General features: G+C 37.0%; 11 protein-coding genes and 1 other annotated feature. All 11 genes read left to right on the top strand.

What is annotated here, in order from left to right; genetic code table 11:
• The first annotated feature begins 124 nt into the window (after positions 1 to 124).
• The 11 genes from HUW50_RS02710 to leuS all read left to right on the top strand — a co-directional run bounded on the left by HUW50_RS02710 (position 125) and on the right by leuS (position 13,279).
• Entirely contained in the window at positions 125 to 541 is a 417-nt protein-coding gene (locus HUW50_RS02710; RefSeq protein ID WP_185653673.1) for a GntR family transcriptional regulator, read from the top strand.
• Entirely contained in the window at positions 507 to 1,385 is an 879-nt protein-coding gene (locus HUW50_RS02705; protein ID WP_185653672.1) for an ABC transporter ATP-binding protein, read from the top strand. The genes HUW50_RS02710 and HUW50_RS02705 overlap by 35 nt, the downstream gene beginning before the upstream one ends.
• The gene (locus HUW50_RS02700; protein ID WP_066326447.1) at positions 1,379 to 2,344 is read left to right on the top strand and encodes an ABC transporter permease; all 966 of its coding nucleotides are present in this window, start codon (positions 1,379 to 1,381) and stop codon (positions 2,342 to 2,344) included. The genes HUW50_RS02705 and HUW50_RS02700 overlap by 7 nt, the downstream gene beginning before the upstream one ends.
• A 22-nt stretch (positions 2,345 to 2,366) precedes the next feature.
• Entirely contained in the window at positions 2,367 to 3,065 is a 699-nt protein-coding gene (locus HUW50_RS02695) for an ABC transporter ATP-binding protein (RefSeq protein WP_066326449.1), read from the top strand.
• Positions 3,055 to 4,374, top strand: coding sequence for an ABC transporter permease (locus tag HUW50_RS02690; protein WP_185653671.1), 1,320 nt, complete (start codon positions 3,055 to 3,057; stop codon positions 4,372 to 4,374). Before HUW50_RS02695 ends, HUW50_RS02690 begins: the two co-directional genes overlap by 11 nt.
• Positions 4,375 to 4,459: 85 nt before the next feature.
• Complete coding sequence (locus HUW50_RS02685) at positions 4,460 to 4,945, top strand: GNAT family N-acetyltransferase (protein ID WP_185653670.1); 486 nt, start codon at positions 4,460 to 4,462, stop codon at positions 4,943 to 4,945.
• Positions 4,946 to 5,141: 196 nt separating this feature from the next.
• Positions 5,142 to 6,332 carry an MDR family MFS transporter gene (locus HUW50_RS02680; RefSeq protein WP_185653669.1) on the top strand — a complete coding sequence of 397 codons (1,191 nt, stop codon included), beginning with the start codon at positions 5,142 to 5,144 and terminating at the stop codon, positions 6,330 to 6,332.
• A 169-nt stretch (positions 6,333 to 6,501) separates the two neighbouring features.
• On the top strand, positions 6,502 to 7,866 hold the full coding sequence (locus tag HUW50_RS02675; RefSeq protein WP_185653668.1) for a sigma-54 interaction domain-containing protein: 1,365 nt from the start codon (positions 6,502 to 6,504) through the stop codon (positions 7,864 to 7,866).
• A 249-nt stretch (positions 7,867 to 8,115) separates the two neighbouring features.
• The gene (locus HUW50_RS02670) at positions 8,116 to 9,435 is read left to right on the top strand and encodes a GntP family permease (RefSeq protein WP_066326458.1); all 1,320 of its coding nucleotides are present in this window, start codon (positions 8,116 to 8,118) and stop codon (positions 9,433 to 9,435) included.
• 18 nt (positions 9,436 to 9,453) lie between these two features.
• Complete coding sequence (locus HUW50_RS02665) at positions 9,454 to 10,230, top strand: 3-hydroxybutyrate dehydrogenase (protein WP_066326464.1); 777 nt, start codon at positions 9,454 to 9,456, stop codon at positions 10,228 to 10,230.
• Positions 10,231 to 10,491: 261 nt separating this feature from the next.
• Positions 10,492 to 10,719, top strand: a binding site (T-box leader).
• 145 nt (positions 10,720 to 10,864) lie between these two features.
• Positions 10,865 to 13,279, top strand: coding sequence for a leucine--tRNA ligase (gene leuS, locus HUW50_RS02660; RefSeq protein WP_066326468.1), 2,415 nt, complete (start codon positions 10,865 to 10,867; stop codon positions 13,277 to 13,279).
• The last annotated feature ends 225 nt before the right edge of the window (positions 13,280 to 13,504 follow it).

Genomic DNA, 13,504 nt, shown 5'->3' with positions numbered 1-13,504 from the left:
GTAGGTCCTTTTTTATTTTTAGTTGACATATGAAAGAATAAATAATATTGTATTAAGTGTATTAGTTGATATGATACACGTAATACAAATAGTATAGAGAATTCAAAGAAAGAGGGAGAAGCAATTGATCCAAATTGATCCGAGAAGTTCTACTCCCATTTATGAACAAATCATTCAGCAAATGAAGGAGCTATGTTTTAAAGGGTTATTGAAGTCTGGTGACAAGCTTCCATCTGTCCGTGAATTATCGACAATGATTATTGCTAATCCAAATACGGTTAGTAAGGCTTATAAGGAGCTTGAACGGCAAGGAATCATTGAAACACTTCGAGGACGAGGAACATTTGTGTCAGAAAATGCTAGAGAAACACTTGATGAAGGGAAGATGGAAATGATTAAAGAGCAACTTAAGCCTCTAATTATTGATGCATTTTATGCTGGAATTGACTTTAACCATATTCATGATTGGATAGATGAAATTAAGAAGGAAGTGGGAGGAGAAGCCCATGCTAGAAATAAAAAATCTGACGAAAAGTCTTGATGGTATCGAGCTTCTAAAAGATATTAATCTAAAATTAGAGCCAGGTGAAATCTTTGGATTACTTGGTCGCAATGGTTCAGGTAAAACAACTTTACTTAGGTGTATTCAGACGATTATTCAAGCTGATGAAGGTGATATTCTGTTTGAAAATGTATCAATATCAAAGCACCCGCTTGTAAAAAGAAAAGTTATCTATATGCCTGTGCAAACTCTCTTTTATGATCGTTACACATATAAACAATTAGTTAGGATCATGCGAAATATTTATCCTGAATTTGATGTAACGTATGCAAATGAGTTAGTCAATCGTTATGGGTTACCAGAAACGAAGAAATACAGAGATTTATCAACAGGTTTAAAAAAACAAATGGCACTTATCCTAGCATTTGCAGTTCGCCCAGCAGTTATAATGCTCGATGAACCAACAGATGGAATTGATGCTGTAACACGCCATGACTTAATGCAGTTAATGATTGATGAGGTGGCAAATCATGATACAACGATTTTAATTACTTCACACCGGTTAGAAGATATTGAACGCATATGTAATCGAATTGCCTTTTTGGAGGAGAAGAATTTATCAAATGTGTTAGATGTTGAAGGTTTGAAAGAAGATTATGCAAAAATCCAATTAGCTTTTGAAGAGGATGTTCATTTGAAAATTCGCGAAAAAGGAATCCCGATATTAGAGGTATCAGGTGTCTTTTACACCGTGATCGCGAAGCGAGATGATGAGAAGAGCCTTGAGTGGCTAAGAGCGCTTAAACCAAAAATCTGGAATGAACTTCCTGCAAATCTTGAGGAAGTATTTATTGCGAAGTTTGGAGGGAAGCGGAGATGGTAGTTGGGGAATTAATCAGAAAAGAAATAAGGCAGTATTGGGTGCAGCTTTTATTATCCATTTTAGCAATAAGTTTTATGATACCAATTAGGGTGTGGACTCAATATTTGGAATATCGGAACTTTGAAGAAGCATTAGAGTCCAACATGTTTACTATTAATTTTGAATATAGTGATCCAACTTTTATATTTATTGTTTTTGTTGTGACATTAGGGATAGTTCAAATCGGTGTTGAACGAAACAACGGAACATTGGAATTTAACTTGGCCATGCCTTTCTCGAGGGCAAGTATTTATATATCTAAGTGGATGGTTGGTTTTGGTAGTATTTTAATAAGCTGGTTTATTTCATTCGGTTTAACTGGATTGATCATTAAGCTTGCTGGGATTCCAACTGTTAATTTTGAGAACTATTTTTGGTTTTTAATTGGATCCCTGCTGTTGTTTTACACTATGACATTTTCAGCTGGAGCAATTACAGGATCTCCATTTGCCCAAGGACTTGTAACGATTACAGTTGGGATTTTACCACTTTTATTTATTGGCTTAATCGGAGTGCAACTAGAGGTTTTAACAGAGCCAGACTTTCTATTCAGCAATGAACAATTTTTGAGTGCTTACAATTTAACGCCGATTACCTATGTTTTTTTTAAGTATGATAGCTTTCCGATCAAAGAAGTTTATCCTCCTTTTATAGAAGCTGTTTTCTTTTTTATCCTTGGGTTATTCGCCTTTATCAAGCATCCCTTTGAACGGAATGGGTCATTTTTTGTATGGAAATGGATGGAAAGACCAATCCAGGTCTTTGTTATTTTGTTGGGGATTCTTGGTTTTAGTTCATTCGGGTACTTATCAACATTTGATCATAGCATGGTTGGCTACTTTGTTGGTGCAGCAGCCGGAGCTTTCATTGGATTTATCGTGAGCTATTTTGTGATTTATAAAAAGAAAAATGAAATTTAAATAGAGTTTAGGAGGAGAAATCATGATAGAAGTTAAAAATTTAAGTCATTCTTTTAAAGTAGGAAAAAAAGGAGTTGAGAATGAAATACCCGTTTTAAAAAATATTTCCTTGAAAATTAACAAGGGGGAAATTGCTTCAATTGTCGGCAGAAGTGGTTCAGGAAAGTCTACTTTACTGAACTTAATCTCAGGATATATTTCACCAACTGCAGGTGAGATTATTATTAAAGATACAAATGTAACATCCTATAATGAAAAAAATTGGGCTAAGTTTCGGTTAGATCATTTTGGATTTATTTTTCAAAGCTTTCAATTAATCCCAAGTCTAACGACATTTGAAAATGTAGAACTGCCACTGACATTAAAAGGAATTGACCAAGCTGAACGAAAAAAACAAGTGATGGAGCTTTTAGAGAGTGTTGGACTGCACAATCATGCGGAACATTATCCAAATGAGCTATCAGGTGGGCAGCAACAACGTGTAAGTATTGCCCGAGCACTAATTACAAAGCCAAGTATTATTTTAGCAGATGAACCTACAGGAAGTTTGGATTCTGAAACAGAGAAGGAAATTTTAGATTTGATTAAACAATTAAATGAAGAACAGGGAATTACGTTTTTCATTATTACACACGATGATGAAGTAGCAAAAATCAGCAATCATCAGTTCCATTTACAAGATGGAGTGTTGTCAAAAGGAGGTGCTTTCGTTGAAGTTTAAAGATCAGTTGAAATTTATGAGAAAAAATATGAAGAAAAATCGTTTGCGTGTGTTTATGACAATATTAGCGACAACAATGGCCTGTGCATTTTTAATTGTATTAGCATCTGTAGGATTCGGCATACAAAAAAGTATTACGGAAGAAATCAAATCTCAGCAGATTATAACTGAAGTAAGTGTACAGGGAAAAGAGAATGATGGAAGCCTAGAACAAATTAAAAAGGGAAACCTTGAAGAATTAGAAGAAACAGACAATGTTACTGCAGTCGTACGAAGGAATTATATTGATATACCTGTAGAAGCATCACTTGATGATCGTAAGGCAGATGTACGTCCAACGATCACAAATATGGATGCAGAGCTAAAAGCTAATCTTACTCTTGAAACTGGAGCGGTTCCAAAATCAGAAAATGAGGTTATTGTTGGGTATCACTTTGCACAAAGTTTATTGACTGAAGATGAGAATGAAAAATATCAAAAAGAGTTGGAAACCGCTGATGGTCCAGTAGAAGCACCAACTGGATATGAAGGTGAACTAGTTGGAAAAGAAATTACGATGACAATTTTGAAGGATGTTGACGGCAAGGAAGAAACTAAGTCCTTTACCTTCAAAGTAGCCGGTGTTGTTGGTGAACCTGCGAAGGATTGGGTAACAGACCAAAACATTTATATTGATGAAGCATTAAAAGAAGAGATATTGTCATTTGCAAGTATTGATGAGGAAGGTATAAGTTCTGATATACCTTATAATGAAGTATTAGTCTATGCATCAAGCCTTGAACATGTAGCACAAGTAACAGATGATTTAAAAGATAAAGGCTATATGGTCTATTCAATAACAGAGGAATTAGACAGTGTAAACTTGTTTTTTAACGTTTTTAAAGCAGGTTTGATCTTTGTCGGTACGATCGCTATCATTATTTCATCAATAGGGATTTTTAATACAATGACGATGGCTGTAACGGAACGAACACAAGAAATAGGTATTATGAAGGCATTAGGCGCGCAACCAGGGATTATTCGTCGGTTATTTTTAATGGAAAGTGCGTATATTGGTATTGTTGGGTCTATCATAGGTGTTGTTATTTCCTACGCAATAAGCTTTGCAGCAAACATGCTGTTACCAATCATATTAAATTCTACCATGGGTGAAGAAGCAGTAATGGACTTTACTTTTTCTTATATACCGCTAAGTCTAGTTCTGATCTCAGCAGGAATTAGTATAGGAGTTGCAATGATTTCAGGCTTACGTCCAGCTGTAAAAGCAACTAATATTAATGTATTATCGGCTCTTAGAAGAGAACTATAGGGGATAAAAAAGGTTGGCTGCTAAATTGGTAGTCAACTTTTTCATGGTACGAGATCACATTAAATTATAGTGAGGTGTATGATTAATGGAATTTGAGATTCGCTTATCAAAGAAACAAGATTTTGGGAAACTTATTGAGTTAGATCATCGTATTTGGAGTGCAGAGACAACACCAGCGATAATTGCTTGGGAATCGATTCAGGAATTTGCAAAACGAAATCCTGAAGGTAGTCAAATCGTAGCGCTTGTTGATGGCGATGTTGTGGGATATTTAGGATACCATCCTCCAACCCCTCTTGAAACAAATCAACATGTACTAGAACTTGATATTGCGGTAGATGAAAAATTTCAAGGGAAAGGAATAGGTAAACAACTTTTAGAAAAGGGGAAAATAGCAGCAAAGGAAAAGGGGATAAATAAACTATCTTTACGTGTATTAGCGACAAATGAAGGGGCAATCCAGTTTTATAAAAAGTGTGGATTTATCGAACAAGGTAGATTGATTCATGAATTTTATATTGGTGGTAAGTATGTAGACGATATACTCATGTACATGCTATTGGATGAATAGAATTTCATTGATCAAAAAGTCGGTAAATTCATATTATTACAACATTAGAAAACGACCACTTTCTTCATTGCAAAGCAAAGAAAAAGCGGATAAAATTCTCTGAGGAACAATAAAAAATTTAAGCAGATACATATTCTCATAGATTGAGTTGTCTGTGATTTTTTTTATTTACAATAATCTTTTTAGGAGGATGAAAATGCCACGTTCTCTTTGGTTGCTCTTCATTGGAATGATGATCAATGTGACAGGGTCATCATTTTTATGGCCACTTAATACGATCTATATTCATGAACTTCTAGGCAAATCATTAACCGTAGCAGGAGTAGTACTAATGCTCAATGCTGCAGCTAGTGTTATTGGTAATCTTGTTGGTGGTGTATTATTTGATAAAATCGGCGGATTCAAATCAATTTTATTAGGAATTGTTATCACATTAGTGGCTGTCATTACACTGGTGTTTTTCCACGGATGGCCTGTTTATATATATTTACTAATTCTCATTGGTTTAGGGTCTGGAATTGTTTTTCCTGCAACATATGCTCTCGCAGGTACAGTGTGGCCTGAAGGTGGTAGAAAGGCATTTAATGCGATTTACGTTGCACAAAATGTAGGTGTAGCAGCAGGGGCATCATTAGGAGGACTAGTTGCGTCATTTTCATTTCATTATATTTTTATTGCAAATGCAGCTCTTTACGCTGTCTTTTTCTTAATTGCATACTTCGGATATCGAAATATTGATGCAAAACAAGCAAGCCAAACATCTATTTTAGAACAAAAACCTGGTGTGAAAAACTCTCAAAAATTTACAGCTTTAGTTATTCTGTGTGTAGGCTATTTATTATGCTGGGTTGGATATGTTCAATGGCCATCAACTATTTCCTCACATACACAAAGCCTTAATATTCCACTAAATCAGTATAGTTTATTATGGACAGTGAATGGGGCTCTAATCGTTTGTGCTCAACCAATACTCTCTCAATTTGTAAAGCATGTTGCTAAAACGTTAAAACAACAAATGATCATTGGTTTTTTTCTATTCATCGCTTCTTTTGTTGTTGCTTTATATGCAGAGCAATTTACAGGCTTTTTAATAGCAATGGTTATTCTAACAATAGGTGAAATGCTCGTTTGGCCAGCAGTCCCAACGATCGCGGATGGCTTAGCTCCTAAGGGAAGACAAGGTTTTTACCAAGGTTTTGTAAACAGTACAGCAACAGGCGGTAAAATGATCGGCCCCCTCTTAGGTGGGATGATTGCTGACTACTATAATATGAACCTACTTTTCATGATTATAATTAGTCTGTTAATCTTTGGGATTTTTACAACTTTGATTTACGATAAAAGGCTTAAAGCGACTATTGAGTTGGGGACAGTCCCCAATCAATAGTGGGGGACTGTCCCCAAACAAACGAATTGTGCTAAGTTAATGGAGTACTGCTATACTGGGGACAGTCCCCACACCATAATGAGGGACTGTCCCCAGTATAGACTGTCCCTCTATTTTAGTGAAAAGTTTTATGATACGATAAAAAAAACGATTGCTAGGGGAAGGTAATATGTTAAATCAACGTTTTCCGTATGCTAAGGAGATTTTTGAGACAGTTATTGAAAACGCTTACGTTTGGATCGTTATTGTTGATGCTAATGGAAAAATTATTTACATGAATGATAACTATTGCCGTTTTTGCGAGGTTACTAGAGAAGCTGTAATTGGAAGACATGTTACTGAAGTAATTGAAAACACGAGAATGCATATTGTTGTGCAGAGTGGGGAGGAGGAAATCGCAGATCTTCAATACATTAAAGGGAATTATATGATCGCAAATCGAATTCCAATTTTTGCTGACAATAAGGTGGTTGGGGCTTTTGGGACAGTTATGTTTCGCGATACAAAGGAATGGCATGAGATGAATTCCCATGTACGCCATCATTTATCATCAATTCAATCATTCCTTGAAAAGCAAGAAATCACAGGTGCGAAGTATACATTAAATGATATTCAATCAAATTCCCGAGTCATGACGGAACTAAAGGACAAAGTTAAAATAATCGCTGCAACGGATAGTTCAGTGTTAATTAGAGGGGAAAGTGGAACTGGTAAAGAGTTGTTTGCACATAGCATTCATCTTCTTAGTCACCGAAGTGAAAAGCCTTTTATTAAGGTGAACTGTGGTGCCATTCCAGAGCAGCTTCTTGAATCTGAATTGTTTGGTTATGAAGATGGTGCATTTACTGGTGCGAAAAAGGGTGGAAAAAAAGGCAAATTTCAGCAGGCAGATGGTGGGACGATTTTTCTCGATGAAATTGGCGACATGAGTCTACAAATGCAGGTTAAGCTACTTCGGGTGCTGCAGGAAAAAGAAGTAGAACCGGTAGGATCTACAAAATCTTTTTCATTAGATGTAAGAGTGATTACCGCAACAAATCGACCACTTGAGGCACTTATGGAAAAGAATGAATTCCGAAATGATCTTTATTACCGAATTAGTGTTATTCCATTGTTCATTCCTCCTTTACGTGAACGGATGGAGGATCTAGAAATACTTGTGAGGTACTTTTTAAAAAAAGTTTCAACTAGAACTGGAAAACGAATTTCAATGATTCAGGAAGGTGTAATGGAAACCTTACATCACTATCATTGGCAAGGGAATATACGTGAACTAGAAAATATTATAGAGGCTGCAATTCATCTTGCAAAGACAGATGTGATTACGTTGGATGCCATTCCGGATTATATTAAAAAGCCTGCTGTATTTCACTATCAACAAGCTTCTCTAAAAGAAATGGTAAATGAAGCAGAAAAAAATATTCTTATAGCAACAATAAATAAATTTGACGGAGATAAGAGAAAAGCAGCAAAAGCATTAGGGATTAGTAAATCGAGTATGTATGAAAAGGTCCAGAAATATGAGCTAGGCTAATGGTGTCCGAAAAATCGGAATGCAGTCCATAATGATGGACTGTTTTTTTTTGTTGATCTTAACGACATATATTCGAATGGACAAGTTAGGAGACTCTAAAAATTCCAAAAAACCGGAATGAATAATTCAAGAATTGAACATTTTAGTAACTTCCTTCAGGCACTCCTATGTTGGCATAAAACTTGCTTTATATAGTTGTGAAGAGGAAAGGAGGAGCATCACTATCAGTCAAACAAAGGGGGATAAATGATGTTAAGTATGATCGGATTAGTTGGTGGTTTAGCTCTATTAATTTATTTAACGATGAAAGGTATGAACTTATTAGTAGCTGGTCCGCTTTGTGCATTATTTGTTGCTATTTTCAGCGGTTTGCCACTATTTCCACAGCTAGTTGGAGAGGGTGAAGCAAACCTTGTAGGTAACTATATGACTGGATTTTCAGGCTTTATTGCTTCTTGGTACTTAATGTTCTTATTAGGTGCGATTTTTGGAAAAGTTATGGAAGATAGTGGTGCTGCCGATAGTGTATCAAAATGGATTGTTGAAAAGCTTGGAATGAAAAGAGCAGTCCTTGCCATCGTAATTGCCTGTGCTGTATTAACCTATGGTGGTGTTAGTTTATTTGTCGTAGCATTCTCTGTTTACCCAATGGCTGTTAGTTTGTTTAGGCAAGCAAATCTACCGCGACGGTTTATTCCTGCAGCATTAGCGTTTGGATCAGTAACATTTACAATGACCTCTGCTGGTTCTCCTGAAATTCAAAACTGGATTCCGATAGAATATTTAAGTACGTCTCCATATGCTGGTTGGGAAGTTAGTTTAATTGTCGCTGTATTTATGATGGTTTTTGGATATTGGTGGTTAAGAAGAATGATTACAAAAGCTGTTGCAAGTGGAGAAAAATTTGTTTCTCGTGATAATGATCCAGTTAATAAGGATAAGGCACTTCCTCACCCGCTAACTGGGCTAATCCCACTTTTGGTTGTCTTAATCATTTCGTTTATATTCCATGATTCACTACAGCAATCTGCCTTAATCATTGCTTTACTTGGAGGCGTCATTACAGCTTATTTATTAAACCGTAACTATTTTAAATCATTTTGGGATGCTGTATCTGAAGGAACGCTTGGTGCACTAATAGCACTTGGGAATACAGCAGCTGTTGTTGGATTTGGTGGAGTTGCAAAAGCTGTTCCGGCATTTGAAATAGCTGTTAATGCGATGACAAGTATTCCAGGCAGTCCGCTTATTGGAGGAGCAATTGCTGTAAGTGTAATTGCCGGGATGACAGGATCAGCATCAGGAGGTCAAGCAATAGCGCTACCACTAATTGCACCACATTATATAGATATGGGTGTAAACCCTGAGGCATTGCACCGTGTTGTGGCAATTTCTTCCGGTGCATTGGATTCCTTACCTCATAATGGTTATGTCGTAACAACGATACGTGGAATCTGTGGAGAATCCCATAAGGAAGCCTATAACCCTGTTGCTGCATTAACTGTTATTGTTCCATTAATCGGATTGGCTATCGCAATAATACTATTTTCATTCGGACTAGGGATTTAAGAACGGAGGTTGATGTATGTGGTTCAAGCACAAGTTGTACTGTTAACAGGTGCTGCGGGAGGAATTGGTTTTGAACTTGCAAAAGCTTTCGCGATGGAAGGTGCAAAGGTTGTTTTAACAGACTTACATGGTGATCAAGTATTACAAAGTTCAAAGAGATTAAAAGATGCTGGATTTGATGCAATTGGATTAAAGTGTGATGTTACCAAGGAACAAGAAATCATTGATGCTGTAAAAAAAACTGAGGCTGAATATGGAAGAATTGACACGTTAATAAATAACGCAGGTATACAATATGTGGCACATATTGAGGATTTTCCAACAGAAAAATTTGAATTACTCATGAAAGTAATGCTGGTTGCACCTTTTATCGCAACTAAGCATGTATTTCCAATTATGAAAAACCAACAATATGGAAGGGTAATAAACATTGCATCGATCAATGGATTAATTGGTTTTGCAGGAAAAGCAGCTTATAATAGTGCAAAACATGGGGTAATTGGATTAACAAAGGTAGCGTCATTAGAAGGGGCTGAGCACGGAATTACAGTAAATGCGCTATGCCCTGGCTATGTTGATACACCCCTCGTTCGAAATCAACTAGAAGATATCGCTAAGACAAGGAATGTCTCACTAGAAAGCGTATTAGAAAAAGTATTGTACCCACTTATTCCACAAAAAAGATTACTAGAAGTACGAGAAATTGCAGACTATGCAATCTTCTTAGCAAGCGAAAAGGCAAAAGGCGTCACAGGTCAAGCTGTTGTGTTGGACGGAGGGTATACGGTTCAGTGAAGTTTTTCATTGGGGACTCATATTGGGGACAGTCCCCAATATGACAAATATTAAAGCTTACAATCGTTTGCGAGTCTTTTTTTATTCTTTTTGGGGACTGTCCCCAAAATAGAATAAACAACTAAAATCAAAGGTTTTTAGCGATAAATAGTATAACAAGTAATAATATTGGGGACTGTCCCCAAACTTGGACTCCTAATTTGAGAAGGCAAACTTGCATATCCCGACAAATTTATATAAAATAAGCTTAATATGTATATATAATGAACGGAGATAAGGAGTAGTAATTTGCGAAATATCGTTCAGAGAGTTGACGGCTGGTGTGAGTCAACCGATTTTTGCTGATGAACTCGCCTTTGAGTTACAAATGTGAAAGCCTTATTTGGGAAAGTAATATTTGTCGTCTATCCACGTTACGGATGTCAAAGTGGGCATATCGCTATGCCAAAGTTGGGTGGTACCACGGGAATTAAACCTCTCGTCCCTGTTTGGGATGTGGGGTTTTTTTCATTTTTATCTAACAGAATAACCCTTTTCAAATTGATAAGTATGAGATAAGTGGAACTTACTTTGATCCGTTCAACTGGTTAATTGTATAAACAAACATTGATCTAGCTTTTAAGGAGGAAAACATATGAGCTTCAATCATCAACAGATTGAAAAAAAATGGCAAGATTTTTGGTTACATAATAAAACGTTTAAAACTACAGAGGATACGGAGAAGCCGAAGTTTTATGCGCTTGACATGTTCCCGTATCCTTCAGGTGCTGGTTTACACGTAGGACATCCAGAAGGATACACGGCAACAGATATTTTATCGCGAATGAAACGAATGCAAGGATTTAATGTTCTTCACCCAATGGGATGGGATGCATTTGGATTACCAGCTGAGCAATATGCCCTTGATACTGGTAACGACCCAGCGGAATTTACGAAACAAAATATTGATAACTTTAGAAGACAAATTCAAGCACTTGGATTTTCGTATGATTGGGATCGCGAGGTAAACACTACAGATCCTGAGTATTACAAATGGACACAATGGATCTTTTTACAACTATTCAAAAAAGGCTTAGCGTATGTAGATGAAGTGCCAGTAAATTGGTGTCCTGCATTAGGAACCGTTTTGGCAAATGAAGAAGTTATAGATGGAAAAAGTGAGCGTGGCGGCCATCCTGTTGAACGTCGTCCGATGAAGCAGTGGATGCTTAGAATAACAGCATATGCTGATCGTCTTCTTGAAGATCTTGAAGATGTTGATTGGCCTGAGAGTATTAAAGATATGCAACGTAATTGGATTGGACGCTCTGAAGGCGCACATGTAACCTTTGACATTGATGGTTATGATGAAAACTTCACGGTATTCACTACTCGACCCGATACATTATTTGGTGCGACTTATGCTGTATTAGCACCAGAGCATTCCGTTATTGAAAAAATCACAACGGCGGAACAAAAAGATGCAGTTGAAGCATATATTAATGAAATTAAACATAAGAGCGATCTTGAGCGGACTGAACTTTCAAAAGAAAAAACAGGTGTGTTCACAGGAGCTTATGCGATCAATCCGGTTAATGGTGAGAAAATGCCAATTTGGATTGCTGATTATGTTCTTGCCACATATGGAACAGGTGCAATCATGGCGGTACCTGCTCACGATGAACGTGACTATGAATTTGCTCAAAAATTTGCGCTGTCAATTAAAGAAGTTGTTAGCGGTGGAGATGTGACGAAAGAAGCTTACACTGGTGACGGAGAGCATGTTAACTCTGATTTCTTAAATGGACTTGGTAAGCAAGAAGCGATTGAAAAGATGATTGCTTGGCTTGAAGAAAATAAAAAAGGCGAGAAAAAGGTTACGTACCGTTTGCGTGACTGGTTATTTAGCCGTCAACGTTATTGGGGAGAGCCAATTCCAATTATCCATTGGGAAGATGGGACAATGTCTGCAGTGCCTGAAGAAGAGCTTCCGCTTGTTCTTCCAAAAACGACAGAAATTAAACCATCAGGAACAGGTGAATCACCTCTTGCAATCATTGAAGATTTCGTTCATGTAGTTGACCCTGTAACAGGGAAAAAAGGTCGTCGTGAAACAAATACTATGCCACAATGGGCAGGAAGCTGCTGGTACTACTTACGTTACATCGATCCTAAAAACAGTGAAGCACTTGCAGATGATGCCAAGTTAAAGCAATGGCTACCTGTTGATATTTATATCGGTGGAGCAGAGCACGCAGTACTTCACTTGCTATATGCTCGTTTCTGGCATAAGTTTTTATATGATATTGGTGTGGTGCCGACGAAGGAACCTTTCCAAAAATTATTTAATCAAGGTATGATTCTTGGTGAAAATAATGAAAAAATGAGTAAATCTAAAGGAAATGTTGTAAACCCAGATGAAATAGTTGAATCACATGGTGCTGATACTCTTCGACTATATGAAATGTTCATGGGACCTTTAGAAGCATCAATTGCATGGTCTACAACTGGCCTTGATGGAGCAAGACGCTTCTTAGATCGTATTTGGCGTCTATTCATCGAAGACAATGGTGAATTAAGTCCTAAGGTTGTTGATGAAACAAGTGAAACACTTGAGCGTGTTTACCACCAAACAGTGAAAAAGGTAACTGAGGATCTTGAAGGCTTACGCTTTAACACAGCAATCTCACAACTAATGGTTTTCATCAATGAGGCCTATAAAGCGACTGTTCTTCCTAAAGAGTATGTCGAAGGCTTTGTGAAATTAGTATCCCCAATAGCCCCTCATCTAGCTGAGGAGCTATGGAGCAAGCTTGGTCACAGCACAACTATAACTTACGTTTCATGGCCTGCTTTTGATGAAGCAAAGCTTGTAGAAAACGAAGTTGAAATTGTCGTTCAAGTCAACGGGAAAGTCCGTGCAAAACTGCTTGTTGCAAAGGAAGTTACAAAAGATCAGCTCGAAAAAATAGCACTTGAAGATGATCGAGTAAATGAGCATGTTGAAGGGAAAACGATTCGCAAGGTAATTGCTGTCCCTGGAAAGCTTGTTAATATTGTTGCAAATTAATAAAATGATGAAAGCCGACTCGTAAGTATGTTTAATACTTACGGGTCTTTTTATGTAGTTGGGAATTTTTAAAAAACGGTGGAGAACTTCTAATCAATGAGAATTAGTTCTTTTCTCAGCTGAAATCACAATGATAGAAACACAATTCATTTCTAACTACCTCATCCTAAAACTGGAACCCCACACATTTTATTTGATATAATGCAGGTATCAAATTTGAAAGGG

The organism is Metabacillus sp. KUDC1714, assembly GCF_014217835.1.
Classification (GTDB): domain Bacteria; phylum Bacillota; class Bacilli; order Bacillales; family Bacillaceae; genus Metabacillus; species Metabacillus rhizosphaerae.
This window is presented reverse-complemented; position numbering and strand designations above follow the sequence as displayed.